Annotated in this window: 27 protein-coding genes and 3 pseudogenes; 17 read left to right on the top strand and 13 right to left on the bottom strand. The window is 70.5% G+C overall.

Going from position 1 to position 26055, the window contains the following annotated elements:
* Positions 1–3: 3 nt before the first annotated feature.
* Positions 4–1272 (bottom strand): extracellular solute-binding protein, encoded by a 1269-nt coding sequence (locus tag ACF9IK_RS09360; protein WP_395293781.1) that lies wholly within the window; start codon positions 1270–1272, stop codon positions 4–6.
* 266 nt (positions 1273–1538) lie between these two features.
* On the opposite strand from ACF9IK_RS09360, the gene ACF9IK_RS09355 reads away from it, so the two are divergent.
* Together ACF9IK_RS09355 and ACF9IK_RS09350 are read left to right on the top strand one after the other, a co-directional pair.
* The gene (locus ACF9IK_RS09355) at positions 1539–2384 is read left to right on the top strand and encodes a GntR family transcriptional regulator (protein ID WP_395293780.1); all 846 of its coding nucleotides are present in this window, start codon (positions 1539–1541) and stop codon (positions 2382–2384) included.
* 131 nt (positions 2385–2515) lie between these two features.
* Positions 2516–2791 (top strand): annotated as a pseudogene (locus tag ACF9IK_RS09350) (group II intron maturase-specific domain-containing protein); the annotation flags it as partial.
* Here the strand turns inward: ACF9IK_RS09350 and ACF9IK_RS09345 are convergent.
* Together ACF9IK_RS09345 and ACF9IK_RS09340 are read right to left on the bottom strand one after the other, a co-directional pair.
* Entirely contained in the window at positions 2731–2856 is a 126-nt protein-coding gene (locus ACF9IK_RS09345) for a hypothetical protein (RefSeq protein ID WP_395293779.1), read from the bottom strand. The pseudogene ACF9IK_RS09350 and the gene ACF9IK_RS09345 overlap by 61 nt on opposite strands.
* Before the next feature lie 255 nt (positions 2857–3111).
* Positions 3112–4063: pseudogene (locus ACF9IK_RS09340) on the bottom strand (IS256 family transposase); the annotation flags it as partial.
* Positions 4064–4168: 105 nt separating this feature from the next.
* Between ACF9IK_RS09340 and ACF9IK_RS09335 the strand changes: the two are divergent.
* Positions 4169–4309: pseudogene (locus ACF9IK_RS09335) on the top strand (IS3-like element ISRhosp1 family transposase); the annotation flags it as partial.
* Positions 4310–4493: 184 nt separating this feature from the next.
* Here the strand turns inward: ACF9IK_RS09335 and ACF9IK_RS09330 are convergent.
* Positions 4494–4652 carry a hypothetical protein gene (locus ACF9IK_RS09330; protein ID WP_395298793.1) on the bottom strand — a complete coding sequence of 53 codons (159 nt, stop codon included), beginning with the start codon at positions 4650–4652 and terminating at the stop codon, positions 4494–4496.
* A 352-nt stretch (positions 4653–5004) separates the two neighbouring features.
* Here ACF9IK_RS09330 and ACF9IK_RS09325 point away from each other — a divergent pair, with 352 nt between their 5' ends.
* Genes ACF9IK_RS09325 through ACF9IK_RS09300 form a run of 6 tightly spaced genes read left to right on the top strand, consistent with a single transcriptional unit; the run spans position 5005 to position 10275 of the window.
* Positions 5005–5439 (top strand): hypothetical protein, encoded by a 435-nt coding sequence (locus ACF9IK_RS09325; protein ID WP_395298792.1) that lies wholly within the window; start codon positions 5005–5007, stop codon positions 5437–5439.
* Positions 5436–5738, top strand: coding sequence for a DUF427 domain-containing protein (locus ACF9IK_RS09320; protein ID WP_395293778.1), 303 nt, complete (start codon positions 5436–5438; stop codon positions 5736–5738). Before ACF9IK_RS09325 ends, ACF9IK_RS09320 begins: the two co-directional genes overlap by 4 nt.
* The gene (locus ACF9IK_RS09315) at positions 5735–7150 is read left to right on the top strand and encodes a dihydrolipoyl dehydrogenase family protein (RefSeq protein WP_395293777.1); all 1416 of its coding nucleotides are present in this window, start codon (positions 5735–5737) and stop codon (positions 7148–7150) included. The genes ACF9IK_RS09320 and ACF9IK_RS09315 overlap by 4 nt, the downstream gene beginning before the upstream one ends.
* A gap of 25 nt (positions 7151–7175) precedes the next feature.
* Entirely contained in the window at positions 7176–8690 is a 1515-nt protein-coding gene (locus ACF9IK_RS09310; RefSeq protein WP_395293776.1) for a radical SAM protein, read from the top strand.
* Positions 8690–9499 carry a class I SAM-dependent methyltransferase gene (locus ACF9IK_RS09305; RefSeq protein ID WP_395293775.1) on the top strand — a complete coding sequence of 270 codons (810 nt, stop codon included), beginning with the start codon at positions 8690–8692 and terminating at the stop codon, positions 9497–9499. The genes ACF9IK_RS09310 and ACF9IK_RS09305 overlap by 1 nt, the downstream gene beginning before the upstream one ends.
* A complete protein-coding gene (locus ACF9IK_RS09300) occupies positions 9496–10275 on the top strand; it encodes a class I SAM-dependent methyltransferase (RefSeq protein WP_395293774.1) in 780 nt (259 codons plus the stop codon). Before ACF9IK_RS09305 ends, ACF9IK_RS09300 begins: the two co-directional genes overlap by 4 nt.
* Before the next feature lie 71 nt (positions 10276–10346).
* Here the strand turns inward: ACF9IK_RS09300 and ACF9IK_RS09295 are convergent, their stop codons facing one another.
* From ACF9IK_RS09295 to ACF9IK_RS09285, 3 genes are all read right to left on the bottom strand, one after another.
* Positions 10347–10493, bottom strand: a complete 147-nt coding sequence (locus tag ACF9IK_RS09295) for a hypothetical protein (protein WP_395293773.1) — start codon at positions 10491–10493, stop codon at positions 10347–10349.
* A 211-nt stretch (positions 10494–10704) separates the two neighbouring features.
* Positions 10705–10899 (bottom strand): hypothetical protein, encoded by a 195-nt coding sequence (locus ACF9IK_RS09290; RefSeq protein ID WP_395298520.1) that lies wholly within the window; start codon positions 10897–10899, stop codon positions 10705–10707.
* Positions 10900–11060: 161 nt separating this feature from the next.
* Positions 11061–11126 carry a DUF6126 family protein gene (locus tag ACF9IK_RS09285; protein ID WP_395298519.1) on the bottom strand — a complete coding sequence of 22 codons (66 nt, stop codon included), beginning with the start codon at positions 11124–11126 and terminating at the stop codon, positions 11061–11063.
* Positions 11127–11636: 510 nt separating this feature from the next.
* On the opposite strand from ACF9IK_RS09285, the gene ACF9IK_RS09280 reads away from it, so the two are divergent.
* Both ACF9IK_RS09280 and ACF9IK_RS09275 read left to right on the top strand, forming a co-directional pair.
* Positions 11637–11813 carry a hypothetical protein gene (locus ACF9IK_RS09280; RefSeq protein WP_395293772.1) on the top strand — a complete coding sequence of 59 codons (177 nt, stop codon included), beginning with the start codon at positions 11637–11639 and terminating at the stop codon, positions 11811–11813.
* A 101-nt stretch (positions 11814–11914) separates the two neighbouring features.
* Positions 11915–12058 carry a hypothetical protein gene (locus ACF9IK_RS09275; RefSeq protein WP_395293771.1) on the top strand — a complete coding sequence of 48 codons (144 nt, stop codon included), beginning with the start codon at positions 11915–11917 and terminating at the stop codon, positions 12056–12058.
* 174 nt (positions 12059–12232) lie between these two features.
* Here ACF9IK_RS09275 and ACF9IK_RS09270 read toward each other — a convergent pair whose 3' ends face one another.
* From ACF9IK_RS09270 to ACF9IK_RS09255, 4 genes are all read right to left on the bottom strand, one after another.
* The gene (locus ACF9IK_RS09270) at positions 12233–12994 is read right to left on the bottom strand and encodes a class I SAM-dependent DNA methyltransferase (RefSeq protein ID WP_395293770.1); all 762 of its coding nucleotides are present in this window, start codon (positions 12992–12994) and stop codon (positions 12233–12235) included.
* A gap of 667 nt (positions 12995–13661) precedes the next feature.
* Positions 13662–15137, bottom strand: a complete 1476-nt coding sequence (locus ACF9IK_RS09265) for a phytoene desaturase family protein (RefSeq protein WP_395293769.1) — start codon at positions 15135–15137, stop codon at positions 13662–13664.
* Positions 15138–15211: 74 nt separating this feature from the next.
* Positions 15212–15391 (bottom strand): hypothetical protein, encoded by a 180-nt coding sequence (locus tag ACF9IK_RS09260; RefSeq protein WP_395293768.1) that lies wholly within the window; start codon positions 15389–15391, stop codon positions 15212–15214.
* A gap of 340 nt (positions 15392–15731) precedes the next feature.
* Positions 15732–15914: a hypothetical protein gene (locus ACF9IK_RS09255; RefSeq protein ID WP_395293767.1), complete on the bottom strand. Its 183-nt coding sequence runs from the start codon at positions 15912–15914 to the stop codon at positions 15732–15734.
* A 229-nt stretch (positions 15915–16143) separates the two neighbouring features.
* On the opposite strand from ACF9IK_RS09255, the gene ACF9IK_RS09250 reads away from it, so the two are divergent.
* Both ACF9IK_RS09250 and ACF9IK_RS09245 read left to right on the top strand, forming a co-directional pair.
* On the top strand, positions 16144–16323 hold the full coding sequence (locus ACF9IK_RS09250; RefSeq protein WP_395293766.1) for a hypothetical protein: 180 nt from the start codon (positions 16144–16146) through the stop codon (positions 16321–16323).
* A 116-nt stretch (positions 16324–16439) separates the two neighbouring features.
* A complete protein-coding gene (locus ACF9IK_RS09245; RefSeq protein ID WP_395293765.1) occupies positions 16440–16631 on the top strand; it encodes a hypothetical protein in 192 nt (63 codons plus the stop codon).
* A gap of 348 nt (positions 16632–16979) precedes the next feature.
* Here the strand turns inward: ACF9IK_RS09245 and ACF9IK_RS09240 are convergent, their stop codons facing one another.
* Both ACF9IK_RS09240 and ACF9IK_RS09235 read right to left on the bottom strand, forming a co-directional pair.
* Positions 16980–17591 carry a hypothetical protein gene (locus ACF9IK_RS09240; RefSeq protein WP_395293764.1) on the bottom strand — a complete coding sequence of 204 codons (612 nt, stop codon included), beginning with the start codon at positions 17589–17591 and terminating at the stop codon, positions 16980–16982.
* 9 nt (positions 17592–17600) lie between these two features.
* On the bottom strand, positions 17601–19523 hold the full coding sequence (locus tag ACF9IK_RS09235) for an alpha/beta fold hydrolase (RefSeq protein ID WP_395293763.1): 1923 nt from the start codon (positions 19521–19523) through the stop codon (positions 17601–17603).
* 604 nt (positions 19524–20127) lie between these two features.
* Between ACF9IK_RS09235 and ACF9IK_RS09230 the strand changes: the two genes are divergently transcribed.
* The 4 genes from ACF9IK_RS09230 (at position 20128) to ACF9IK_RS09215 (ending at position 26048) form a co-directional block, all read left to right on the top strand.
* Positions 20128–21921 carry an ABC transporter ATP-binding protein gene (locus ACF9IK_RS09230; protein ID WP_395293762.1) on the top strand — a complete coding sequence of 598 codons (1794 nt, stop codon included), beginning with the start codon at positions 20128–20130 and terminating at the stop codon, positions 21919–21921.
* Positions 21922–22147: 226 nt separating this feature from the next.
* On the top strand, positions 22148–22795 hold the full coding sequence (locus tag ACF9IK_RS09225; protein WP_395293761.1) for a response regulator: 648 nt from the start codon (positions 22148–22150) through the stop codon (positions 22793–22795).
* Between the two features lie 24 nt (positions 22796–22819).
* Entirely contained in the window at positions 22820–24085 is a 1266-nt protein-coding gene (locus ACF9IK_RS09220) for a sensor histidine kinase (protein WP_395293760.1), read from the top strand.
* Positions 24086–24650: 565 nt separating this feature from the next.
* A complete protein-coding gene (locus ACF9IK_RS09215; protein WP_395293759.1) occupies positions 24651–26048 on the top strand; it encodes a DUF1214 domain-containing protein in 1398 nt (465 codons plus the stop codon).
* The last annotated feature ends 7 nt before the right edge of the window (positions 26049–26055 follow it).

Below are 26055 nucleotides of genomic sequence, written 5' to 3'. Positions count from 1 at the left end.
CAGTCAGGAGCCGCTGTTGAGAGTGGTGGTGATGGACTGGGAGGCCTTGGCCGCCTCCGCCTTCGGGTCGCGTCCGATGAGCACGGCCGTCATGTAGTCCTTGATCGGGTTCTTGGCCTCGACCGCCGCCCACTGCGGGGTGTTGGGCGTGGCGTGTCCGTTGGCGGCGCCGACTGCCATCGCCGCGGCGCCCGGGTCGGAGGCGACGGAAACGGCCAGGGTGGTCTTGTTCGGGACGTAGCTCATCGCGAGGGCGAGCTTCTTCTGCCAGGCGTCACCAGCGAGCTCCTTGATGAAGGTGTACGCCTCCTTCTGGCGCTTGGAGACGGAGGGCACGATCAGGTCGGAGCCGCCGGTGAAGACGGCGCCCGGAGTGTCGGCGGTTTTGCCAGGGATGGGGAAGAAGCCGAGCTTGCCCTTGAGTTCGGGGTTCTTCTGCGCGATCACGCTCGCCCCGCCCGGGGTGGCGATCACCTGGGCGACCTGCCCCTTGGCCACCACCTCGGCCTGCAGCGGCCGGGACTCGTCCGAGTCCTTGGGGCCCTTGCCGAGCGCCTGGAGCTGTCGGTAGAACTCCACCGCCCGCAGCGCCTCGGGGCTGTCCAGGCCGCCCTTCCACTTGCCGCCTTCCCGGACGGCGAGGTCGCCGCCCTCGTCCCAGACGAAGCCGGCCAGGGCGAACCAGTTCTGACCGGGCAGGTAGATACCCTGCACGCCGTCCTTGTTGAGCTTCTCGGTCGCGGCGAGCCACTGCTCGCGCGTCTTGATCTGGGTGGCGTCGATGCCCGCGGCCTGGAACAGGTCGGTGCGGTAGATGACCACCCGGTTGGCGGCGTAGTACGGGATGCCGTACTGCTTGCCCTCCCAGGCGCCGGGCTGCGCGAGGCCCTTGAGCCAGCTCGCGCCGCCGAGGTCGGCAACCTTTCCGCCGAGGTCGGTCAGGCCGCCGCTCTGGGCGTACTGGGCGACGTGGGTGTTGCCCACCTCGATGACGTCGGGGGCGTCGTTGCTCGCCAGGGCGGCGGTGACCTTCTCCCCGATGCCCTCCCACTCCTGGATCTGGATCTTGAGGTCGATCTCTGGGTGGTCCTTCTCGAAGCCTGCCTCGAACTCCTTCTGGAAGGCCTCCGAGGCGCTGTCGCGCATCAGCCAGACGTCGAGGACGGTCGGGCCGCCGGCCTTCTGGCCGGTGTCGGCGCCGGACGAGGAACAGGAGACGAGTCCGGCGCTCAGCAGGGCGGCGCCGAGCAGGGCAAGAGGGCGGTGCTTCATGGTTCACCTCTGGGGAGCATGAGAACGAGAGGTAGATCTCGACCTGACCAATTGGCCGTCAAGTATTTACCAGTTGGCGCGGGATGAAGGTGGCATAGACCACTGATGCCGTCAACCCCTCCCGCAGCGACGGACTTTTCGCCGGTCGGTGCGATGGAGGGGTCGGACAACCTCGGAGCTGGCGCAATGTTGGCGCAACCTGACCAGCTGACCAGTTATAGTTGACCAGCGAACGCGAACGTACCGACGACGAACGAGAGCCCTGCATGGAGATCGACTCGGCTGCCTCCGGCGCGATGCTGAAGCGCGAGCGGGTCCGCGACGCGATCCTGGAACTCATCGAGGCGAGACACCCCGGCGACGCCATCCCGTCCGAGCGTGCCCTCTGCTCCCGGCTCGGGGTCTCACGCCCTACGCTGCGGGCGGCGGTCGACGAACTGGTCGTCGCGGGAATGCTCGTCCGCGAGCACGGGCGGGGCATGTTCGTGGCCGTGGAGAAGATCACCCAGGAGCTGGTCTCCGACCGGAACGCCTTCAGCCTCCCGCGCGCCGGCGGGGTGTGGACCAGCAGGCTGCTGGAGTTCAGCACCCAGCCGGCCGGCGCCCGCGTCAGCCGCAAGCTCCGCGTCTCCCCAGCCGCCGAGATCTTCTACGTCGCCCGGCTGCGCCTGGTCGACGGCATCCCGATGGCGATCGAGCACCTGCACGTCCGGGCCGACCTCGCCCCTGGCCTGACCAGTGGCGAACTGGAGCAGGGCGACCTCTACGAGCACCTGCGCGACCGGCACGGCGTCCACGTCAACCAGGCGGTCCAGTCGATCGAACCCACCGTCGTCACCCGCGCCGAGGCCGACCTCCTCGAAGTCCCCGAACTCTCCCCCGCCCTGCTCTTCGAACGCCTCACCACCGACACCCGCGGCCGAGCGGTCGAGTACGCCCACTCGCTCTACCGCGGCGACCGCTACCGCATCGTCTCCCGCCTCGCCCTCGCCGCCCGCGACGACCAGCCCCACCCCGGCGAGGGCCACCACCCCGGCATCCCGCCGGGTGACTTCACCAGCGGCGACCCCGTCACCTTCTCCACCCGCGGTGTGGTCCAGCAGGGCAGCTGACCTCCCCGCCCGGCGCCGCCCGACGGATCAGCGTGCTCGGTCCTGGATCGCCCGCAGCCAGGGTTCCCTGACGGCGGGTATTCGCGCGAGCGTGTACCGGAACGCCTCCGTGGGCGGCTGGAACGACCCAGGTGGTGTACCTGGCCGACGGCGTTGACTTCCTGGGGTTCCACGTCCAGTGGCGCCGCAAGAGGGGCACGGACAAGTGGCACGTCTACACCTTCATCGCCGCCCGGCCCGTCCGGCAGCTGAAGGCGAAGATCCGTGCGCTGACGCACAGGACGTCGCAACAGGACCTCAGGTCCGTGCTGATCCGGATCAACCAGATCACACGCGGATGGTCCGCCTACTTCCGGCACGCGGTGGCGAAGAACCAGTTCAGCGCGCTGGCCAGCTTCATCTGGTGGCGGCTGTTCCGGATGCTCCGCACCCGCCACCGCTGGAAGTGGAAGGACGTCCGCCGCAGGTTCACCGCCCCCCACCGGGCGATGGCTGCCGATCGCGGCGGACGGGATCGAGCTGTTCGACATGGGCAAGGTCACCGTGACCCGCTACCGATGGCGAGGCGCTCGCATCCCCACCCCCTGGGCGCCGCAGACCGATTGACGGCAGTCTTCGTGGAGAACCCGTTGCGTCGAGAGGCGCACGGCGGGTTCGGCGAGCGGCCCGGAGAGACGGACCGGGAGCGATCCCGGCACTGCGCTCCGTGCCGACTCGACTGTCGCTCGGGGAAGGCCGTGAAGGCGGTCAGGTCGTCCTTGGCCTCCAGCAGCATCGCTTTGACCTTGGGGAACTGCTTGCCGAGCATGTCGGCGACGGTGTCCAGCTGGGCTCGGACCGCGGCCTCGGCCGGCTGGGCGAAGATCGTGCGGATGGTCGCGGCGACCATCTCGGCCGCCTCCTTCGGGATGATCGCGAAGGCGTTCTTCAGGAAGTGAACGCGGCAGCGCTGGTAGGCGGCACCGAGCATGACCTTGCGGATCGCCTTGACCAGTCCGCTGGGGTGGTCGCCGATGACGAGGCGGACGCCGGTCAGGCCGCGCTCGCGCAGGGACCGCAGGAACTCGGCCCAGAACACCTCGGTCTCGCTGTCGCCCACCATCACGCCGAGGACCTCGCGGCCGCCGTCCTCGGTGATCCCGGTCGCGACGACAACTGCCCGGGAGACGATCTGGTGGTTCACCCGCGCCTTGCAGTAGGTGGCGTCCAGGTAGACGTAGGGGAAGCGGGTGTGATCGAGCGGCCGGGTGCGGAAGGCGGTGAGCTGTTCGTCCAGGTCGGCGCAGATCCGGGAGACCTCGCTCTTGGAGATGCCGGTGTCCGCGCCGAGGGCCTTGACCAGGTCGTCGACCGAGCGGGTGGACACACCCAGGACGTAGGCCTCCATGATGACCGCGTAGAGGGCCTGGTCGATGCGGCGCCGGCGCTCCAGGAGGCTGGGCAAGAAGCTGCCGGTGCGGACCTTGGGGATGGCCAGCTCCAGGTCGCCGGCCTGCGTGGTGAGCGTTTTGTCGCGGTGGCCGTTGCGCCAGGTGGTGCGGGCATCGGTGCGCTCGCCGGGTTCGGCGCCGATCCGGGCGGTGGCCTCGGCCTCGATCAGCTCCTGCAGGATCCGCTGGGCGAGGGCGCCGTACGCAGTGACTCCATGAGGCGGAGTAGTCAGACTGGGACAAGGCCATCGCGCACCTCTCACTCAACGAGCCTTCCTACTCCGAGAGTTGCGCGATGGCTCCTTCATGGCCCGGGAGTTGCACCAAGATCCCTGCTACACCACTCGGCGGGACACCATCGCGGACCACACGCGTACCCGGCTGGTCGCCGACGCTCTGGAGGCCGCGGTGGCTGCCCGAGGCGGCCGGGTCGACGGCGTGATCTTCCACTCGGACAGGGGTCCGCAATACGGCTCGGCCGAGTTCGCGAGCTTGCCGGTGAGCCGGTCGACCGCCACCTGGTCGTCCCAGTCGTCGGAGCCTCGTCGCGGATGCGGGCGGCGACCGGCGCCCAGTCGGACAGCACCTCCGAGCACCCGGCCACGGCGGGCACGCGCCGCGCTTCGGCATGGGGGCACCTCCCGGCCGAAGGCTGGGGGAAGGTGCCCGGCGCGGATCGTCATCTTGCTCGGGACGCAGCCCCAGTACGAATTTCCCCGCCCACCAGTTCCGCCTCGACGCCCACCACGTCGAGCCCGGCCTCCGCGAGGCGACCGGCGACGCATTCACCGCCCGGGCCCAGGCCGATCACCACCACGTCCGTCTGCTGCTCGCTCATCGCCGCTCCCTCGTCCGCGGGACCATGCCGTCGTGACCGCAACCGTAGGCGCCGACCCCGGTGGGAGCGTGGACATTGTCGCCTCACCGAAAGTGTCCATGCGCGCGGAGCAGCGGGAGAGCCAACGTGGAGGTGAGGTGCACGAAGCCCACGGGCCGGATCCGGTACCACGCTGCCGGGCCGGTACAGACGACGAGGAGCGTTTGATGTCCAGGCATGCAAGCCACTCCGCGCTGCGGATCCGAATCGGTGCCGGCGAGCTGGTACGCAGGGCGGTCGGCGGTCGGCGGTCGGCGGTCGGCGGTCGGCGGTCGGCGGTCGGCGGTCGGCGGTCGGCGGTCTCGGGGCCGGGATGCTGTTCGCTGGCGCCACGATGTGGTTCACCACCAGCATCGGCAAGCCCGCCAACACGCCGTTGCTCGTGATCTCCACGCTGGTCAAGGGCGATGACGCCATGATGAACGGGTCGGCCAGCGCCCCTGTCGGCCTGGCTCTCCACATGGCCCTGTCCGTGCTGTTCGGCGCGGTGTTCGTCGCCCTGGTGTCCCGGCTGCGCACCAACGGGGCGCTCGCCTTCGCCGGGCTCGTCTACGGAGGTCTGCTGTACATCGTCAACTTCCAGATCCTCGGCCGCGCCGCGTTCCACGCCTTCCTGATGCCCGATCAGCCGTTCGAGGTGGTCGTGCACCTGGTGTTCGGCGCGCTGCTCGCGCTGGCGAGTTTCAACAGCGGCATCCGCCGTGGCGGGCGCCTGCTCGGCGGCCTTAGAGGAGTCGAACCGCGATGATGCGCGCAGTGTGGAACGGCGTGAGGCTCGCCGAGACGGACCGCACCGAGGTGGTCGAGGGCAACCACTACTTCCCGCCCGACTCCCTCGACCGGCGGTACTTCACCGAGTCACCGACCAGGGCGCTGTGCCCGTGGAAGGGCATCGCCCGGTACTACACGGTGAGCGTCGACGGCGAGGCCAACCCGGACGCCGCTTGGTGCTACCCGCGGCCGTCCATCCTCGCCCGCAGGATCAAGGGCCACGTTGCGTTCTGGCGCGGCGTGCGGGTCGAAGAGACCCCGGAGCAGCCGACGTGACCTGGCGCGGGCGCTTCGACCTGGTGGTGGTCGGCGGCGGCAGTGCCGGGCTGACCGCCGCCCGGCTCGCCGCCGACCTCGGCGCCCGGGTCGCACTCATCGAGCGGGACCGGCTGGGTGGCGACTGCCTTTGGACCGGGTGCGTGCCCAGCAAGACGCTGCTGCACGCCGCGGCCGACATCCACACCATCCGCCGCGCCAACCGGTACGGCTTCGAGCCGTCCACCGGACCGGTGGACTGGCGGGCGGTCAAGGAGCGCGTGCGGGCGGCGATCGCGGCGATCGAGCCGCACGACTCGGCGCAAGCCCTGGCCCGGCTCGGTGTGGAGGTCGTCACCGGGAGCGGCCGCTTCACCGGCCGCCGGCGGATCGAGGCCGCAGGGCGGCGGCTGCCCTTCCACCGGGCCCTGATCGCCACGGGCTCACGGCCGGTCCTCCCTCCGGTTCCGGGGCTGGCGCAGGCCTGGGCCTTGACGACGGACAGTGTGTGGGAGCTGGACGAGCTCCCGCACCGGCTGCTGGTCGTCGGCGGCGGGGCCTCCGGGTGCGAGCTGGGCCAGGCGTTCGCCCGGCTCGGCTCCCGGGTGACCCTCGTCGAGGCCGAGCGCGGACTGCTGCCCGCCATGGACCCGATGGCGGGTGACCTCCTCGCCCGCAGGCTCACCGCCGAGGGCGTCCGGGTGCACACCGGGGCCAAGCTGCGCTCGGTGCGGCCCGGCGAGGCGGACCTCGCGACCGCGGACGGTGCCGCCGTCACGGTCGCCTTCGACGCGCTTCTGGTCGCCACGGGCCGTCGGCCCAGCACAGACGGTCTGGGCCTGGACGCGGCCGGTGTGCGGACCGACCGCCGAGGGCTGATCGCCACTGACGCGCGGCTGCGCACCGCCAACTCCCGGATCCACGCCGCCGGGGACGTCGCCGGCCCGATGCCGTTCACGCACGTCGCCGCGGTCCAGGCCGCCGACGCGGTGCTCGGCGGGCTGCTCGGGGTGCCCCGGCGCCGGGATTACCGCGCCGTCCCGTACACGGTCTTCACCGACCCCGAGATCGCCCAGGTCGGAGCTGCCGGGTCGGGAGAGCGAACCCGGCTGCTGCGGCACGACGGGGTGGACCGGGCCGTAACCGAGGACGCGACCGACGGGTTCACCCGGCTCGTCCTGGACGCCCGGGGGCGGATCACCGGCGCGACCGTGGCCGGGCCGCGTGCGGGCGAGGTGATCGTCGAACTCGCCCACGCCGTCCGCGCCGGCTGGACGCCCAGGCGGCTGGCCGCCACCGTCCACCCCTACCCGACCTATGCCGACGGCCCGTGGCTCGCCGCGTTCGAGGAGATCCGCCACTCGCGGAACACGCCCCGGGCGCGGGCGGTCACCCGGGCGGTGCTGCGGCTGCGGCGGTGGATGCCGCGATGATCCTCACCCAAGGGAGCACAATCCCATGACCCATAACGCGAACACATCGCCCCGGCGGAAGACGGACCGGGACGAGGTGTTCCTGGAATACACCAGGAGCGTCTGCCCGCTGTGCAAGACCGTCGTGGACGCCCAGGCCAACATCCGCGACGGCAAGGTGTACCTGCGCAAACGCTGCAAGGAGCACGGCACCTTCGAAGCCCTCGTCTACGGCGACGCGGACGCCTACGTCGCGAGCGCCCGCTTCAACAAGCCCGGCACCCTTCCGCTCGCCTTCCAGACCGAGGTCAGGGACGGCTGCCCCACCGACTGCGGACTGTGCCCGGAACACAAGCAGCACGCCTGCCTGGGCATCATCGAGGTCAACTCCGACTGCAACCTCGACTGCCCGATCTGCTTCGCCGACTCCGGCCACCAGAGCGACGGCTTCTCCCTCACCCTCGACCAGGTCGAGAAGATGCTCGACACCTACGTCACCGCCGAGGGCGAGCCCGAAGTCGTGATGTTCTCCGGCGGCGAGCCCAGCATCCACCGAAACATCCTCGACTTCATCGACGCCGCCCGCACCCGCCCGATCGCCAACGTCGTCCTCAACACCAACGGCATCCGCCTCGCCACCGACCGGCGCTTCGCACCGGCCCTCGCCGAGCGCGACGTCATCGTGTACCTGCAGTTCGACGGCTTCGACCGCGCCACCCACCTCGCCATCCGCGGCAGGGACCTGCGGGAGGTCAAACAGCGTGCCCTGGACGCCTGCGCCGCAGCCGGGCTGCGGGTCATGCTCGCCGCCGCCATCGAACGCGACCTCAACGACCACGAACTCGGCGCCATCGTCCGCCACGGCCTCCAGCAGCCCGCCGTCCGCGGCGTCGTGCTGCAACCCGTCACGCACTCCGGCCGCCACCTCGAATTCGACCCGCTGACCCGCCTCACCAACTCCGACGTCATCCAGGCCCTCGCGGCCCAACTCCCCGAACTGTTGCGGCCTGACGACTTCTTCCCCGTCCCCTGCTGCTTCCCCACCTGCCGCTCCATCAGCTACCTCCTCACCGACGGCCGGGACACCGTCCCGCTCACCCGGCTCGTCAGCCTGGAGGACCACCTCGACTACATCGCCAACCGCGCCCTGCCCGACCCCGGGCTGCGCGGCGCACTGGAGAAGCTGTGGTCCGCCTCCGCCTTCCCCGGAACCGCCACCACCAGCACCCAACTCGACTGCGCCACCTGCGGAATCGACCTGCCCAAGGCGCTGCGCGAGGTCGCCGACAAGGCGTTCATGCTGGTCGTCCAGGACTTCCAGGACCCCTACACCCTCAACGCCCGGACCCTGATGAAGTGCTGCGTCGAGATGCTCACCCCTGACGGCCGCATCATCCCGTTCTGCGCGTACAACTCCGTCGGCTACCGCGAACAGGTCCGCGAGCAGCTCACCGGCGTGCCCGTTGCCGACGTCGTCCCCAACGCCCGTGAACTCCAGCTGCTCCTGCGGCCCTCCCCGCATGGCTCGAAGAACGCCCGCGACCATGGGGACCACTCGTGATGACCACCGGACCCACCCCCGAGACGGTCAAGTCCTGCTGCGCAGCCGCCTACCAGAGCGATGCCGTCGCCGCCGTCCTCGGAGACTCGTACCACCCCGGCGGCCTCGCCCTCACTCGCCGCCTCGCCCGGACGCTCGGGCTGCGGCCCGGTATGCGGGTGCTGGACGCGGCGTCCGGTCCCGGCACGACCGCGCTCGTCCTCGCCGGCGAGTTCGGCTGCGAGGTGGCCGGGGTCGACCTCGGCGAGCAGTCCGTCGCCCGAGCCCGCGAGGCCGCCCGGCACGCGGGCCTCGTCGGCCGGGTCTCCTTCCGGACCGGCGACGCCGAACAACTACCCTTCGACGACGGATCGTTCGACGCCGTCGTGAGCGAATGCGCGTTCTGCACCTTTCCCGACAAGCCCACCGCCGCCCGCGAGATCGCCCGCGTCCTGCGCCCCGGCGGCCGCGCCGGCCTCACCGACGTCACCCTCCACCCGGACGAGCTGCCACCCCAACTCGCTGACCTGGCAGGCTGGGTGGCCTGCCTCGCTGACGCCCGCCCGCTGGAGGAGTACGCCGCCCTCCTCACCGCCGCCGGCCTGCGTCCGATTCGCACCGAGCGGCACGACGACGCCCTGCGCCGCATGGTCGAGCAGATCGACGCCCGCCTGCGCGCCTACCGGATCACCGCCGGCCCCGGGGCGGCACTCCTCGGCCTGGACGTCGACAGGGCCCTGGCCCTCACCGCCCAGGCCGAACGCGTGGTCGCCGACGGTACGGCCGGATACGGGCTACTGGTCGCCGAGAAGCCCGGGGGAGGACCGTGAAGGGCGGCGGCGGACGGCGGGCGGACCTGAGCTGGCGCCCTTACCTGGACGCCTTCCACGCCGAGCGCCCCGGCATCACCGAGGCGGTCCTGCTGCGGGCCCGGGCCCGCAGCGTCGACCCGTACCAGTGGCTGGCCGAGACCGTACCCGCAGAAGGCACCGTCCTCGACCTCGCCTGCGGCAGCGCCCCCATGCGCACCGCCCTGCCACCGGGCATCCGCTACCTCGGGCTCGACCGGTCACCGGCCGAGCTGGCCGCCGCCCAGGTCCGGGGAGCCGGGCCGCTGGTGCGCGCGGACGCCACCGCTCTGCCCCTCGGCACCGGCACCATCGACACCGCCGTGTGCTCGATGGCGCTCATGCTGTTCGCCCCGCTCCCGGCGGTACTCGCCGAGATCCGCCGCGTCCTCGCGCCCGGCGGCCTCCTCGTCGCCACCATCCCCGCCAACCGGCCGCCGCACGCCAGCGACCTCGCCACCGCCGTCCCCCTGCTCCTGGCACTGCGGCGCACCCTGCGCTACCCCAACGACCACGCCCTGCGCCGCCCACGGGCTGCACTCGCCGCCGCCGGGTTCACGTTGGCCACCGACCGTCGCCGCCGCTTCGCCGTCACGCTCGACCGGCCCGGCGACGCGGAACTGCTCCTCGACTCCCTCTACCTGCCCGGCCTCGACCCCGCGCGTCGCCGCCAAGCCCTGCGGGTACTGCGGCGGGCAGCTGACCGTCACACCGAGATCCCGATCCCGCTGCGGCAGATCATCGCCCGGGCCCGGTGACCCTTCACCCACCCTCGCGGTGACCGCTGCGCAGGATCCGGCAGATGCCGCCCTCGCCGAAGGCCTCCGGATCAGAGGCGGCAGCCGTCTCCGCGAGCTTGGCGCGCCACCCGGGTACGGGTGAGCTCGGCGATCCGCTCGTCCACGGCGTGCAGGTTGGCGACGACCAGGGCCGCCACGTGCTCGCACGGCGCCCGGCCGGCGTCCCGGATCCGCACACGTCCCTGATCTCCGCCAGCGTCAGCCCGGCACTCTGCGCGTCCCTGATGAACAGCAGCCGGTCGGCGGCACCGGCCGCCACGGCGGAGCCGGCGGCCGAGGTCGGGGCACCCCCACGACCGTCCAGGGCGCACCTGTCGGACTGCTCACCTTCCACCTGCACCACTGACCTCGGCCGTTCGCGTTCCGTCGCGTCTCGCAGGTGGTCGATCACCTGCTCGGCCTCGTCCGGGGACGGTCGATCTCCTGGGCAAGGAACACGCTGGCGGCCTTGAGGATCTCGTTCGCGCGCCTCAACTCCCTGACTTCCTTGCGCAGTTCCTTCAGCTCGTCGCGCTCGGCGGTGGTGAGGCGGTCGTCCCGCTCTCCGGTGTCGGCCTCGGCCTGGCGGACCCAGGACCGCAGGGCCTCCTCGTGGATGCCGAGATCGCGGCGACGTGGGCTACGGGGCGGCCGGTCGAGCGGACCTCGCGCACGGCGCGCTCGCGGAGTTCATCGGGGTATCCGGCCGTGAGGCCCGGCGGCTCGCCGGAGGGTGAGGGTTGCGGTGCCGGGGCGGGGCGTGGTCAGTGGCGGCTGCCGGGCGCGAAGAGGAGGATGACGAAGCCGGCGAACAGGTGGGTGCCGGTGATCTAGATCGAGGCGCGGACCAGCATGGCCTTGCGGCGCTTCTTCTCGTCGCTGCTTGCCGAGTTCATCGGTGCTCCTCGGGGTGGGTGGGCCTCGGGCGGGGCCGGGGTCGGAGGTGCAGGCGCCGGCCGGCGGCGGCCGTGTGGGCGGGGCATTCTCACAGCCGTGCCGCGTCGGCGTCAACGGGCGGCCGGGGTCTTCCGTGGTCGTCGTAGGCGATCCTCGCCTTCACCCTGTCAGGGACCGGCGGGGAGGCGGCGGTCGAGGCGGTTCGCGGACCGGGGGGGGGCGGCCAGTGGTTCGGGTGACGACCGGGCCTGGATGGGGCGCCGATCACCGGAAGGGCGCTGGTACGTCGGTACCTCGAACTACTCGGTGCTTCCTGCGTGTCCGCCGGTCGGGGGACACGGCATTGGTCCTCGTCGCGAGGCGTTCGTAGGACAGCCACCCGTGAGGCCCTTCCGTAACGTGGGAGGTGACCCCAGCAGAGAAGACCAAGAGAGGTGATACCGATGCTGGAGAACAGGATCGACGCCCAGACCAGGAACCTCGGCGAGCTGCACGAGGAACACGAAGGAATGACCTACAAGGCCGCTCGGCTCCCCGTAGTGGCGACCCCTGCAGGCGCCGTGGTGCTGGCCACCGTTGCGGTCGTGGGCGCTGTCGCCTATGCCGCAGCGGAAGGCTGAGCGAGCCCGGCCGGACGTCGGAAGCCAACTGCCGCCGCGCTGCGGCGGCAGCCTACCGAGGAAGTGGAAGAATGACACACAGTGAAACATTCGATCGAGCCATGGCGAGTGTGGGCGACCTGCGCGAGGACGCTCCCGGAATCGTGTCACCGGTGCGCCCGCCCGTCGCCACCCTTGTCCACGGTGTGCTCGCAGTGGCCGCGGTCACCACCGTCGGCGTGCTGGTCGTCACGGTCGCCGGGTGATCTTCAGGGTGACTCCGAGGTGGAGACGTCCCGCACTTGATCCCTCAACGCCTCGAAGCCAGGGCGTGGTGGTGAACCGGATCGTGTTCGGGGGCGGGGAGCGCTCCGAACGAGGGTGTCGGCCGGTCGGTGTGCATGCATGAAATCGGTGAGAGAGCGGTGGGCGCCGCTCTCTCACGTGCGCTTGGTGAAGCGGACGACGAACATACTTGCCGTGCCTGTCAGCGGGTCGTCCTCCCAACCGGCGGTCTGCGGACCCGGTGACAGGCCCGCCGCGGCGGCATCGGCGTCGACCTCCTCCGGGGTGGTCAGCCTGCAGATCTCGCTGAAGACCGTCGCGGTGCCGTTTTCGAACCACACGTGTGTGGCCTGCCACACGGTCTGGTCGGGACCCAGGTTCGAGAAGCCGAGCAGCCCGGTGTTCTGTCCCGGATAGGGGACGAGGTAGGAGGCCTGTTGCTCGCCTCGATGCAAGGCGAGGATGTTGTCGCGGTGCACGTTCTCGATGACCAGCACGCCGCCCGGAGCCAGCGCCTCGGCCGCGTGCCGGATGACCTTCCTCTGATCATCGCGGTCCAGGAGGAGCGACAGGGTGTTGCACACGCAGTAGACCAGACCGTAGGCCTGTTCGTCCCGGTAGGTCCTGATGTCATCCAGGACTGGCGTGACGTCCGCACCGCTTGTGTCTATCGCGGCCCGCAGCACGTCCAACATCGCGGGCGACGCGTCGACGCCGGTGATCGGGCCCACCCGGGCTGAGAGGGGCAGTGCTATCCGCCCGGTGCCGACGCCGAGCTCCAACGTCGGCAGCCCGCCTCCAGGGTGCAGACCGGCGAGTCCGTCAACGACTCGCAGCACCTCCGCGCCCTGTGGCAGCACGTGGTCATAGACGGACGCGAATGCCGATCCGTATGCGGCGGTGGGTGGTTCGAACATGACGGCACTCCTCCTGCAACGGCCGATCGGGGCGATGACCGGGGCGGCGGCGCGGGTACGTCGCCACCGTTGCGTGCTGCCTCCTGCGCGGGGCCGAGGGTAGGCGCGACCGGGTCATCTGCCACACCGACGCGCACCCGTACCCGACCTGCGGACGAGTACGCCGCCCTGCCACCGCCTTCTGCCGCCCGGGCGCCGCAGTTCGGGGCGAGTCCAGGCGTCCGCCCGGCCACCGCATCCCCTGGGGACGGAGAACCTAGTAGCCCCGGTGCCTGGATTCGCCCGGGCAGCGGCCGGCAGGTGGTCTCACCCCAGCCATTGTGCTTCTTTCTGCGCTTCCTCGCCTCCCGAGGAGTCACGGCCGTCCCGGACGCCGAGGAGGCACGCGGCTGCGTCCAGGGAATACGGTCCGCTCGACGCTGGCCCCTGCACCTTCGTCCGGTCGACACCCTGACCGGGAAGGCGGGAAGGCGGGAAGGCGGCCGGAGCCATCGACGCCCACGCCCTGGTCGTAGCGGGCGTCAACGCCGGCGTGCACCGGGATATCCCGGGCCCCGGCGGCGCGACCGGTTCCCGCTCTTCTTCGACGGCCGGCTCAGCTTCCAGTGACCACAGCGGACTCACACAAGATCACTGGTACGTCCTCACCGGGGGGCTCCCGACAGGGTCAAGATCGGGGTGTGGGTGGGGCGGCGGGGGAAAGCGAGGGTGTGGTCTGGACTCCGAATTCGCGGTGTAGCGCGGAGACGGCGGCCAGGTGGCCGGCCATGCCGTGGACGCCGGGTCCCGGAGGTGTGGAAGCGGAGCAGAGGTACACGCCGCGTAGCGGGGTGCGGTACGGGTTCCAGCGGGGTAGGGGGCGCAGTAGTGTCTGGCGAAGGGTCATGGCCCCCGCGGCGATGTCGCCGCCTACGTAGTTCGGGTTGTACTTCTCCAGGCCGGGTGCGGTCAGGGAGCGGCGTGCGACGACGGTTTCGGTGAACCCTGGTGCGTACCGTTCGATGCGGGCGGTGACGATGTCCGCGGGGTCGGTGGGGTCCGCATGGGGGACGTGGGCGTAGGCCCATACCGGCCGATGTCCGCCGGCCCCGATGCGTCCGGGGTCGGTCGTGGCCGGATCCACGACCAGGACGAACGGTTCGCCGCCCGGTTTGCCGCGGGCCACCAGCGACTCCTGCTGGAAGACGTCCTCCTGCAAGCCGCCGAGGTGGACCGTGCCCGCGTGTCCCACCTCCGGGGCGGCCCAGGGAATCGGTCCTGAGGTGAGGAAGTCGACCTTGGCGGCGCCGGGCCCGTACCGAAAGGCGCGCAGGCCCGTGCGGTAGGGACGTGGCAGCAGCGGGCCGGCGATCCTCAGGAATTCCTTGGGGCTGAGGTCGAGGAGTACGGCCCGGGCGCCGCAGGTGTCTCGCAGGTCGTCGATCCGTTGTCCGGTGGTGAGGGTTGCGCCGTGGGTTCGCAGGTCGGACACCATGGCTTCGGCGATCCGCCCGCTCCCGCCGCGCGGGAGAGGCCAGCCGGTGCCGTGGGCGAGATGGCCCAGTAGCAGGGCTACAGCGGCCGAGGAGGGGGTCGGCATACGGCCGATCGCATGGGCGGCGACCCCGGCGAGCAGCGCCGCCGCCTTCTGCCCGGTGAAAGCGTGCCGCGCCAGCGGCGTGCCGTGACGCAGCATGCCAAGCCCGAGGAGAAGCGGGGCGCGTAGATCCCGGGGGAGGCTGCGCTGTCCACCGAGTGCGAAGTCGACCACGGCCTGGCTGCGTTCCAGCAGGGGCTCCATCAGTGTCCGCCAGGCCCGGCCGTCACGGCCCAGGCCCGCGCAGGTGGCGTCCAGGGCATGGTGGGCGAGTGCCGCCCGGCCGCTGTCGAGGGGGTGTGCGTAGCTGATCTCCGGCTGGAGAAGTTCGACGTCCCGGGCTGCCAGGTCGAACTCCCGGAAGAACGCGGACGCCAGTGCCATGGGGTGCACGGCCGAGCAGATGTCGTGTACGACGTCGTCACGGAACAGCGACCGGGTGCGAAGCCCGCCGCCGATCTCCGGAGCCCCCTCGTAGACGGCGACGGACAGACCCGCACGCGCCATGGTGACTGCTGCGGCCAGGCCGTTCGGCCCGCTGCCCACAACCACGACATCCGTTGCCACGTCTTCTCTCCTTCCTCGTCTCCTTCCGGCGCACCAAGGCGCCGACGCGTGCGGGTGGAGGTCGCGCTCCGGGATCAGCCGGTGCCCATGGTGGCCAAGGAGGCCACCGCGATGGTGACCACCCCCACTCCGAGCACAGCGGCGGCGTACCCCACGGACGCCGTCGGCATGCAACCGCCCTGGCGGAAGCCGGCGTGCTCCTCGTGGAGTTCGCCCAGATGCGCGGTCTGACGGTCTATGTTGAACTCGGACATGAGAATACCTTTCGATGGGTTCTGCCGCTTCAATCAGCAGAAATTGTCTCTGTGCGCACTTCGGCCGAGATGACTGCGGAACTATTCGGGATGACCTGCATTCGACGTCCGCCGTATGCCCGCACTCCTGGATGCGGCGTCGCCCCCCCGCCGGTGGATATTCCACGCGGTGCCGATCGACCAGAACACGGTAGGGCCGTGTGCGAGATCGTGTGTCTCTCCTGTCTCGGCAGGTCTCGTAGGGCCGTGCTCCTCGCGGCCGCTCCGGCCGCGGGGAGCACTGTCGTCCAGCCCCTGAGCACGTCGGCTTCCGGGGGTTCGGCGTCGTCCGGTGTTCGGTTCAGCCGACCGCCGAGGCGACTGCTGCCCCGACACTGATGGTGACCACGACGGCGACGGCGGCCATGGTCAGGCCGGCGGAGGCCACGGTCGCGGGCCCTGGGGCGAACGTACCGGTGCTGTTCTCATTCAGGCTGCCCAGATTCTCGGCAGTGAACTGTTCGATCTTGCGCTGCACTGTCATGGCGTGTCCGTTCCTCTTCGTTGTAGCGGCTCCTGTCACACCAGGGTGGGTGCTCGCGCCTGTCGCGCCCGTCCGCCGCATGGCCCCTGCGGCGGACGAGGCCTCCTCCCCCGGCCGGGGGACCCCGCTGTCCACCGGACGACCGGCCGCCCGGTGGGCACGGCTGCTCGGCCTCGCTCTGCACACTGGGAGCGTCGATGCAGCAACCCACCGAGGAGACGAGAACACCATGGCAGTCCAGAACGAGATCCACTGGAAGGTTTCCGCCGGCACCCCGGCGGAGTTGCACGAGGAGGACCTCGGAAGCTTCCCCCAGGCCTCCGCGCCGGTCACCGCGAGCCTCGCGGCCGTCGGCGTCGGCATCCTCGTGGCCGCAGGAACCTTCGCCATCGCCGAAGCCGTCGGCTGACGCCGCTCGGTCCGAGGCGAGCCGAAGCCCGCACCGGGGTGACCGGGCAGGTACCCCGGCAGCCGTCCACCGCATGCCGGTCCCCCTCGGCAGGGGCCGGCCGCGGAAGGAGGACCATGAACAGGAACCACGCCCTCGATGACATGATCATCCGGCAGGCGACCCGTCTGGGCACTCTCCACGAAGAGCACCCCGGCTGGCACGCAAGCCAGCGGCTTCCCAACACCTGCACCCTTGCGCTGACCGGCCCTCTGGCCGTCGCAGCCGTGTGGGCGGGCGTCGGAGCAGTCGCCTACGCCGTCGGCTGACACACTTGCCGGCCCCGACCGGAGGCGGAAGTGCCTTCCGAGCCGAGACGACGAGACATGCCCCAGGTCTCTTCAGCTCGGCTTGGGGGCACCTTCTGTGTGCACACCACCGGGCCGCGCCCCAGGCCCTCGCCGCATCCGACGGGCGCGCGGTGGGCGGTCGTGACGGCCGGCCTGCTCGCGGACCCTCGCCGATGTGGGGGCCTGACCGGGGCGTCGCCGACACTGCAGGTCGACTGCGGTCGCACGGCCGCCTGGCAGGCGGCCCGCGCAGGTGGCAGCGCCTGCGGGCTCGACCAGGCGACGCTCGGTTGTGGCCGATGGCCACCCCGCCGGCCGCGTGTCGGGTCAGGACGGATCGCCGCCCGATGCTGCCGGCACTTCGTCGGCCCGGTCGTCGACCGCAGTCGACCGCAGCGGGACGTAGGGGGAGACGAAGACGATCTCGGGCTCCTCCGAGGTGTCGTACCCGGCTGCTCGCGCGAGCGCGAACTGGAACCCTTTGATTCCCGCCGCGCCGGACCGGTTGATCCGGTTCCGGATGAACTCGCGAATCATGCGGTATGCAGGGTGGTGTTCCGCCACCGCGAAGCCGTCGTCGAGTACCAGGACGACTTCCTGGCAGGCGTCGAAGATGGCCTTCTCCGCGCGGCGTCCGGGGAACCACGCGATCTGCCACGCTTTGCGGCCGACGATCACTTCGACCATGTTCCACCCCGAGGTCTCGCGGTCGACGCTCAGCGTTCGGTAGAGGAACTGGTAGTCGTGCCGGGCCGGGGTGGGGGCGAAGAAGCGCCAGTTCGGGAACAGCACGGCCATGCTGTCGAGTTGCTGCACCCGGTTGAAGAGCTGGTTCGGGTGCTGCGTGGCCACCGTTCCCACGAGCATTCCGCTGCATGCCAGCCTGGTCAGCCCACCGGGCCCGGTGAAGACGCGGGTTACCACGGAGGTCGGAGTCATCGGGTCACCTCACGTGCTCGGCCGTTTGCGATCAGTGCCGTCCCGATCCGTACCCCCGTCGTCGTCGGTCCGCGGAACGACGTCGATGTCCCGGAGGAAGGCGAGGATGTGCCGCGCGGTCTGCTGGCCGAAACCCGGATTGGTCAGGATGGACTCATGGCCGGCACGCGGTACGGTGACGAACTGCACGACCCTGCCGTCGCCCTGGTGGGCTCGGCCCAGGTCCTCGCACATCGCGGCGTGTGCGGCATCCGCCTCCGCCGTCTTCTGCGCGGACAGCACCATGGCGTGCGAGGCGATCGGCGGCAGCGGTCCCTCGAAGGACCGGAAGTACTCCTCCGCGGCTCGCCACTCCCGTCGTCCGGTCCACCAGATCCGGCTGTCCGCGAACTGGGCGAAGGCTCGGCGCCGTACGTCGGCGGGGAGGTCCTTCACCCAGGCCGGGTGCGGCATCAGTACGCCCAGACCGCTGCGCAGGCTGGCCGCGATGATGCCGATCGAACGGTCCAGCGCTTCAGCCGTCTCGCCCTGCTTCTCCGACCGCTGCAGTTCCTCCGGGTGGGAGCTGTCCAGGTACACCACGCCGGTCACCCGGTCGCCGAGGTCGAGCGCGGCCCGGCGGGCGATCTCTCCCCCCAGGGAGTGACCGACCAGGACCACCGGGCGGTCCTCGGGAGCGACCTCGGTGACGAGGTCGACCAGATCGTCCACGGACTCCTGCAGGGTGAACGGTTCGTCACCCGCGTAGGAGCTCGGGCCGATGCCGGCCCGGCTGTAGGTGATCACGTCACACGCGCCGTCCTCCCGCAGCGTTTGCAGGACCCACCCGAACATCTCCGGAGACGAGGCCAGTCCGCAGGACATGATGATGACGGGCTTCCGCCCCTTCGCCGAGCCGCTCATCCGGTAGTAGCTGATCTTATTGCCGTGCCTGGTGGCCACACTCAGACTGCCGGGCCAGCTGTCCCGGGCCCACTGGCGGCGGTCGACGGCCCGCAGTGCACCGAACGCCGCCACCCCGGCGAGGGAGAGCGCTGTCGCCGCCGCCATGGTGTCGTCCCGGTCCGCCACCTCCGGGCGTGACCGCGGGGTAGTGGTGTAGGCAACCATCGGATGCATCGACGTGAACGCCGTGGCGAACCGCCCCAGCCCCATGAAGTATCCGTTCGCCGCGTGGAAGGCGGCCGCGCTCGCGATCATCGGCCGCGCCAGCACCCCACCCGGCAGGTACACCAGGGGGAACAGGCACTCCATCGCGAGCACGCTGTGCGCCAGCCACCGCGCGGTTCCGGGATATTGCTCGGCCCAACGCCACATGCCCTCGTGGCCGTACGTCCGCGTCCGCATGATGCCCGCCAGCGCCGTCCCCTCGCGCCACTCCGCACCCAGGAGCTTGACCCAGCCGGAGACGGCGTACGAGAGGTTCGACTGGAGTGCGACGTACCACAAGAGGGCGTCCTGGACCTGGGGGGTGCGGGACATCCGCGCCGCCCCCACCGCCGTCTGCACCAGCATCGCCACCTGGTCGGACCCGTCGGTGCCGTACCGCCGTCGCGCGTAGAGCGCGATGTTGCTGAGCCCCAGGAACATGCTGGCCGCGCCTCGCCAGCGTCCTCGATGCGGCAGGAGCAGGGCGCTACCGGCGGCCGCCTGCGCGCAGAACAGCGCATTGGTGACCCGGCGATCGCCGACCACGTCCAGGATCCGGCGCCTCAGCGGGGACAGCGTGACGTACGTATCCCGCCCGATCGTCCAGTCGTTCAGCCCACCGGGCTCCCGGTCTCCCTTCCGGCGCAGGTACTCAAGGCTGGACACGACCGTGGTCGCGGCGGCAAGGCGCTCGGACACGGCCATCGCCTGCTCCCTGGAGAGCGGAATCGGCCCGAAGACGGTGGACAGCGCCTTCGCCATCCGATCACGAGACTTCGACATGTCCCGCTCCCGACGTCAGGGCCCCGTCCCGGTCGTGGTGTCGATCACTGTGGCGAGGCCGTTGATGCGCTATCAGCAGGCTAGTCGACCGAACAATAAGTCGCCAATTATGGTTATATGTCCTATATGTCGGCGACTGCTTTTCCGAGATGTGGGGGAGAGGGCGAGCGGTGCGTGACCCGAACCGGACGGTGGCGCCCGGTCGCCGTCCGGTCAAGCGCAAGCGATACTCCTCCCCCTTGCCCGAAGTGGCACTTCACGAGTCGTCGCCCAGCGCAACGCGCGACGGCTGTCCCGACGTTCGACGGCGCCCCGGCCGAGGACGGGACCGGGAGGACGTCGTGGCTGTGGCACCTCCCGGGCCGACGGTACGGCTCGCTCCAGCACCCGCACCGTGCCGCCTCGCCGCTGCGCCGGAACCAACAGCGCCGCGAACGGCAACTTCGGGCCCGGTGGCCTGCCCTCCGCCGGCCGGCGTCGGCGCCTGGTCGAGGAGGAACGGCACCCGCGCCCCCACACCCGGACCGCCGACCCGCCAGGGCGCCGTCGCCCGCGCCGGCCGCCCTGCCCGGCCCCCATGACGCCAGCGGGACGGAGTGAGACGGTGCCCGGCTCCCAGACCGCCAAGCAGGCGACCCGGAACTCCGCTCTGTGGCGCCTGGCAGGGCGGTACCGCGCCACCCTCATCACCGGCACGATTCTCGGGGTCATCGGCGTCGCAGCCAGTCTCGCCCAGCCCTACGTCATCGGCCGGCTCGTCCGCGCAGCAGGCCTGGACGAGCCGTTGGGCTGGCTGATCGCCGTGCTGTGCCTGCTCTTCCTGGCAGATGCGGTGTTCACCTCCCTCCAGGCGTACCTCGTCGGACGAGCGGGCGAGGACATCGTTCGCGACGTGCGCGGACTGTTGGCCGGCCGGCTGCTGCGCGCCCGGCTCGCGGCCTTCGCCAGTCACCCGCAGGGGGACATCCAGACCCGTATGGTGACGGACACGTCACTGGTCAGGATCGCCCTGTCCCAGAGTCTCGCTCAGTTGACCATCAACGGCTTCATGGTCGTCGGCGGCATGGTCCTGATGTTCCTGATCGACGTCTGGCTGATGCTCATCACCCTTGGATGCCTGACGGTGGCCAGTTGCCTGGCGCTCCTGATCGCCCGCCGACTCCGTCGGGCAGCCCTCCGCAACCGGGAGGACACCGGTAGTTTCGGTACCGACTTGCAACGCGTGCTGAGCGCCCTGCCGACCGTCAAAGCCGCACGGGCCGAGGGCCGCGAACAGCAGCGGCTCACCGCGCTGGCCGACCGGGCCCGGAACTCCGGTGTCCATGTCGGCGCCCTCGGCGCGCTGATGACACCGGCCGTGAACGTGGGGCTTCAGGCATCGTTGGCCATCGCGGTCGGCGTGGGAATGACCCGGGTCGCCGACGGGGGGATGGCACTTGCCGACCTGACCGCATTCATCATGTACTTGTTCTACATGGTCTCCCCGCTGGTCATGGTCTTCGTGGCCATCGGCCAGTTCCAGCAGGGGCGGGCGGCCGTGCAGCGTGTGGACGAACTGGCCGCCCTGCCCCAGGAGGAGGCCATGCCCCCGGACGGTGCCCGGCCCGGTTGGCCCGACCACAGCCACCCGTCGGCCGTCCACTTCCAGAACGTGCACTTCAGCTACGGCGGACCGCAGAGCCCCCAGGTTCTCTCCGACGCCACCTTCACCGTGCCGGCTCGTGGGCTGACCGCCATCGTGGGCCCGTCCGGCGCCGGCAAGTCGACCGTGTTCCACCTCATCGAGGGCTTCTACCGGCCCACCGGCGGGCACATCCGACTCGCCGGTCGGGAGATCGAGTCGCTCCCCCTGTCGAGCCTGCGCGCCCACGTGGGGTATGTGCAGCAGGACATCCCCACGATGCGCGGCACCGTCCGAGAGAACCTCGTCTACGCGCAGCCCGACGCCACGGAGGAGCAGATCGGCGAAGCCATCCGCATGGCGCAGCTCGCCGACGTCGTCGCGCTGCTCCCGGCCGGCCTGGACACGCAACTCGGCGACCAGGGAACCGGACTCTCCGGCGGGGAACGCCAGCGTCTGAGCATCGCGCGCGCGCTCCTCTCGAACCCCTCCGTCCTTCTCCTGGACGAGGCGACGTCGCAGCTGGACGCGCGAGCGGAACACGCCCTGCGGCAGGTGCTGCGCGATCTCTCCCGCAGTTGCGCGATCGTCGCCATCGCGCACCGCCTGTCCACCGTCGTCGACGCGGACCGCATCATCGTGCTCAGTGACGGCAACGTCCGCGCCACGGGCACCCATGACGAGCTTCTCCGGACCGACGCGCTCTACCGGCAGTTGGCGAGCACCCAGCTTGGCGAACGCTACGAGCGACCACCCCCGCTCCGCCCCGCCCGATGAGATCCGCGTGTGCCGCATTGATCGCCGGAAACGGCCCCGTCCCGCCCCGACCCCGCTCGCCCCCGGGCTCTCCTGCGGCGCCCCCGCACCTCGGCGCAGTGACACCGGGGGCGCGGGCGAGCGCGGAGTGAGCCGGCCAGCAGGAAGCCATCGGAAGCCACCGGAAGGATAAAATAGTACAAAGTATCGAAAATGAGAACCTGCCCCGGTGGAGAAGGATGAGCCGATGCAAACCAGCGGCCAGCGCATACGCGTGCTAGTGGCCGACGACCACCCGCTCTACCGTGCGGGCGTCACCCGGGCACTGAACCAGAGCGGTCAGGCGCACGTCGTGGCAGAGGCGGCCGACGGCGCGGAGGCCCTGGAGCTGATCCGTGCCCACGAACCGGACGTCGCGGTCGTGGACTACCAACTGCCGGAACTCGACGGCATCGCCGTGGTACGGGCAGTCGTCCGGGACCGGCTGCCCACCCGGATGTTGCTGCTCTCGGCGTTCACTGACGACGAGCTGATCTTCAACGCCGTGCAGGAGGGCGCGGTGGGCTACCTCGGCAAGGACGCGTCGGTCAACGAAATCGTCGACTCCGTGGCCCGGGTGTTCCGGGGTGGCACTGCGCTCCCGGACAACCTCACCACCGCCCTGATCGACCAGGTCCGGCGGCACGCCGCCGCCCAACAGGTGGTGCTCAGCGAACGGGAGAGCCAGGTGCTGCGTGCCTTTGCCGAAGGTCGGAGCATCCCCCAAATCGCCGAAGAGCTCTACCTCGCACCCAGCACCGTCAAGACGCACACCCAGCGTCTCTACGAGAAGCTGGGAGTGAGTGACCGGGCCGCAGCCGTCGCCGAGGCGATGCGCCGTGGCCTCCTTGAGTGACGCGCACGGAACAGGTACCGGGCAGTGACCACCTCCTTGCAGAAACGCCACGCCACGCCGGACGCCGACGGCCTGCCGGCCTCCCAGGCCGCGGCCCAGGCCCGGACGGGAGAGCGCATCCAGAGCGTGCTGCGCCTGCTGATCGTCGTGCTGGTCGCCCTTCAACTGGCGCTGTTCCCACCCCGGCGCCACGAGTTCCTGTGCGGCGCCCTGGTCGTCTGCTTCGCCGTATGGGCGGTGCTGCTGCTGTGGCGGACGTGGCGCAGGGAAGGCCTGTCCCGTTGGACCTGGCGGTTCCTGCTGCTCGACCTGATGATTCTCGGCTCACTGCTGGCAGTGTCCGGAGGCTTCGAGGCGCCCGTCGGCGTCCATCCGCCGGTGGGCGACGCCTTCTTCCTCATCCCCGTCCTGGCCGCATTTCAGCTCGACCCCAGGGTGACGGCGCTGATGACCGGAGCCAGCGCCCTGGCCTACTCGATGGCCGCCGTACTGGGCCGCTGGAGCGTTCCCGGGTTCTGGCCGACGATGGTCCACGTACTGAACCTGCTGCTGCTGGGGTGCATCTGCACTCTCCTCTCCCGTGTCCAGAGAGACCGGTCGCGCAGTGTCGGCACTCTGATGGCGCAGAGTCGCGACCTGCTGGGCCAGGCCATGGACGCAGAGGAACGCGAACGACGGAACCTGGCCGAAACCCTCCACAACGAGACCCTGCAGAACATTCTCGCCGCCCGCCACGATCTGCAGGAGGCGCGCACGTCCAGCAACGAGGAGGCGCTCCAGCGCGCCGACCTCGTGCTCGCCGAGACCGCTCGCCAGATGCGGTCGGTCGTCACCGAACTCCACCCGGTGGTGCTCGAACACCTCGGCCTGGCACAGGCAGTACACCGGCTCGTGGCGAACGCCGAGGAACGAGGGGACATCCGGATGCACGCCGAGTACGGCGACGTCCCCCGATTCGCCGCCGAAGGCATCGCCTTCACCGCCGCCCGCGAGCTGCTGAACAACGTCGTCCAGCACGCGGCCGCCCATGAGTGCCGCCTCGACCTCCGCGTCCGCGACGGCCGGCTGCACCTGCGCATCGACGACGACGGACGCGGCATGCAGCCCGGCGTGCTGGAGACCAGCATCCGCCGCGGGCACATCGGCCTCGCCGCGCTGCGTGTCCGCATCGAGACGGCAGGTGGCAGCTTCACCCTGCAACCCCGTCACCCCGCAGGCACCACCGCCCTGGTCCAGCTGCCCCTCGGGTCCGACGGCATGACCGCGCGCCCCACACACCACTCCGGCTGAGCTCGGCTCTGAAGGCGATCTTGGTGATCCCCGGTGTGCCTCGCCGTCCAGCACGGTCTGACCGGCGCAGCGTTCTCGGCGCCCCTGCGCGATCACCGGATCCGGCTCACGTCTGGTGGTTACGGAGAGCGATCGGCCGTTTGCCCGACGGGGTCGGTTCCGGTAGTCGTTCAGGGGTGCCTTCCCTGCCTCCGACAGGCCCGGGGCGGAGTCCTTCGGTGTGGTGCGGCAGGGATTCTGGTGTAGACGCAATGCCCGGGACCCTTTCGCCGGCCGGTGCAGTTACCGCCCGCCGGGCCGGTCGCCGCGTGTGTACTGCGGTTCCTGCTTCGCCTGACGGGCCGCCAGGTCTATCCTGCGCCTGACCGAGTGGACTGTTCCGACTTGGGTGGAGTCGGGAGTGACACGCCGTCAGTGCTGAGCCCCTTTTGACGTCGTTGTGGGCAGACTCTCTGCGTGCCCGCCGGTTCGAGGCGGTTACCGATCGCGACCGGGGTGAGGCAAGCCCGGGTCGCCGGTCGCTCGACGTCGGCGGCGACACCGCCTGAGGAAGGTCTGACAGCCCATGCTGTACCTCGCGTTGCGCAACCGCTGGAAATGGCTGACGGCGCTCCTGGCCCTGGGAGTGCTCCTTGGCGCCTCGTCGGCGCAGGCGGACACCACCCGGGGCCATTCCGATGACTACCGCGTGTCCCGTGCGTACATCGAGCGGTTCTATCCACGCTGGTTCAGCTACGAACAAACCCGTCTACTGTTCGGCGGGGGCAACACGCTGTTCGGGCCCGACCGGGTGACTCCACTGTATGGCGCGGTCGTGGCGATCAACGTCGACACCCTGTACGCCAGCGCGGTCGTGGAGCCGACCCAGCAGCCGGTGATCCTGACCGTCCCGGAGACCTCCGTCTCCTACTCCCTGCTGACCGCGACTCCCTTCGGTGACGTCTTCGACTCGGGCATCCCCGCAGGCCGGGCCGGGACCTACGCCCTCACCGCCCCGGGCTGGCACGGCAGCCTCCCTCCCGGGGCCACCCGGATCACCGTGCCGTACCCCCAGTCCTTCTGGATCTTCAGGGCCGACAAGTACGCCAGTGACGGTCAGAACACGGTCAGGCAGGCCGAAGAGTTCCGACGCAGCCTGCATATGGCGACTCTGCCCGACTACCAGGCCGACTCGAACTCGGGCCCCACGGCGATCGTGCCCGAGGCTCTGTTCGCCGTCCGGTACAAGGTGATCGCCGACAACCTGGTCCGCTATGCGCCGATCACCTTCCTCCGCCAGCTTCAGACCGCCGTGCACGACCCGGGCACGCCCCCGCTGACCGGTGAGGACAAGGCGGTGGCCGCGAGGTTCGACCACCTCTTCGGCGACGGGACCAACCTGTCGCCGGAACAGCGCGACCAGTTTGCCAAGGGTGCTCGGGACGGCCACACCCAGATCGTGGACAACTACCTCAACCACACCGGCAGCACGAACTGGGTCAACTTCCAGAACATCGGGAACTGGGCGCCCTCTGCCTACCTCGACCGCTCCTCGATCGCGGAGTTCCTGCAGTGGGGCAACAACCTCCCCGCCGCAGCCTACTGGCACGCCTTCAAGGACTGCTCCGGCGCTGCGCTCGACGGGGCCGAGCACGGCTACGTGCTGAAGTTCCCCGCCGGGGCGCTCCCGGAGGTCAGCCGGTTCTGGTCGATCACGGCGTACACGCCGGAGGCGATCACCCTGATCCCGAACGACGCGGACACGTACGCCGTGGCCAGCTACACCCCGGGGTTGGAGTGGAACCAGGACGGCTCGCTCTCCATCTACGTGTCCCGCACCCGGCCACAAGGGGTGAACCCGGCGAACTGGCTGCCCGTCGGAGACGGCCCGTTCAACATCATGCTCCGTGCGTACGGCCCCCAGGGAGCGGCGCTCGACGGCAGCTATGTCCCGCCTGCCATCGAGCAGTTCCCCGCGGGGTGAGCGGTGA

It is taken from the genome of Kitasatospora hibisci, assembly GCF_043950205.1.
Classification (GTDB): Bacteria; Actinomycetota; Actinomycetes; order Streptomycetales; family Streptomycetaceae; genus Kitasatospora; species Kitasatospora hibisci.
Note: the sequence above shows the minus strand (reverse complement) of the source record. Positions and strands in the feature narration are given on the sequence as shown.

Coding starts and splice junctions, on each gene's coding strand:
- ACF9IK_RS09275 (WP_395293771.1), top strand. CDS start 11,915: ATGGCGAGTGTGGGCGACCTGCGCGAGGACGCTCCCGGAATCGTGTCA.
- ACF9IK_RS09320 (WP_395293778.1), top strand. CDS start 5,436: ATGATGCGCGCAGTGTGGAACGGCGTGAGGCTCGCCGAGACGGACCGC.
- ACF9IK_RS09305 (WP_395293775.1), top strand. CDS start 8,690: ATGACCACCGGACCCACCCCCGAGACGGTCAAGTCCTGCTGCGCAGCC.
- ACF9IK_RS09215 (WP_395293759.1), top strand. CDS start 24,651: ATGCTGTACCTCGCGTTGCGCAACCGCTGGAAATGGCTGACGGCGCTC.
- ACF9IK_RS09260 (WP_395293768.1), bottom strand. CDS start 15,391: ATGTCCGAGTTCAACATAGACCGTCAGACCGCGCATCTGGGCGAACTC.
- ACF9IK_RS09330 (WP_395298793.1), bottom strand. CDS start 4,652: ATGAGCGAGCAGCAGACGGACGTGGTGGTGATCGGCCTGGGCCCGGGC.
- ACF9IK_RS09355 (WP_395293780.1), top strand. CDS start 1,539: ATGGAGATCGACTCGGCTGCCTCCGGCGCGATGCTGAAGCGCGAGCGG.
- ACF9IK_RS09240 (WP_395293764.1), bottom strand. CDS start 17,591: ATGACTCCGACCTCCGTGGTAACCCGCGTCTTCACCGGGCCCGGTGGG.
- ACF9IK_RS09235 (WP_395293763.1), bottom strand. CDS start 19,523: ATGTCGAAGTCTCGTGATCGGATGGCGAAGGCGCTGTCCACCGTCTTC.
- ACF9IK_RS09245 (WP_395293765.1), top strand. CDS start 16,440: ATGAACAGGAACCACGCCCTCGATGACATGATCATCCGGCAGGCGACC.
- ACF9IK_RS09225 (WP_395293761.1), top strand. CDS start 22,148: ATGCAAACCAGCGGCCAGCGCATACGCGTGCTAGTGGCCGACGACCAC.
- ACF9IK_RS09270 (WP_395293770.1), bottom strand. CDS start 12,994: ATGTTCGAACCACCCACCGCCGCATACGGATCGGCATTCGCGTCCGTC.
- ACF9IK_RS09310 (WP_395293776.1), top strand. CDS start 7,176: ATGACCCATAACGCGAACACATCGCCCCGGCGGAAGACGGACCGGGAC.
- ACF9IK_RS09325 (WP_395298792.1), top strand. CDS start 5,005: ATGCTGTTCGCTGGCGCCACGATGTGGTTCACCACCAGCATCGGCAAG.
- ACF9IK_RS09250 (WP_395293766.1), top strand. CDS start 16,144: ATGGCAGTCCAGAACGAGATCCACTGGAAGGTTTCCGCCGGCACCCCG.
- ACF9IK_RS09360 (WP_395293781.1), bottom strand. CDS start 1,272: ATGAAGCACCGCCCTCTTGCCCTGCTCGGCGCCGCCCTGCTGAGCGCC.
- ACF9IK_RS09255 (WP_395293767.1), bottom strand. CDS start 15,914: ATGACAGTGCAGCGCAAGATCGAACAGTTCACTGCCGAGAATCTGGGC.
- ACF9IK_RS09280 (WP_395293772.1), top strand. CDS start 11,637: ATGCTGGAGAACAGGATCGACGCCCAGACCAGGAACCTCGGCGAGCTG.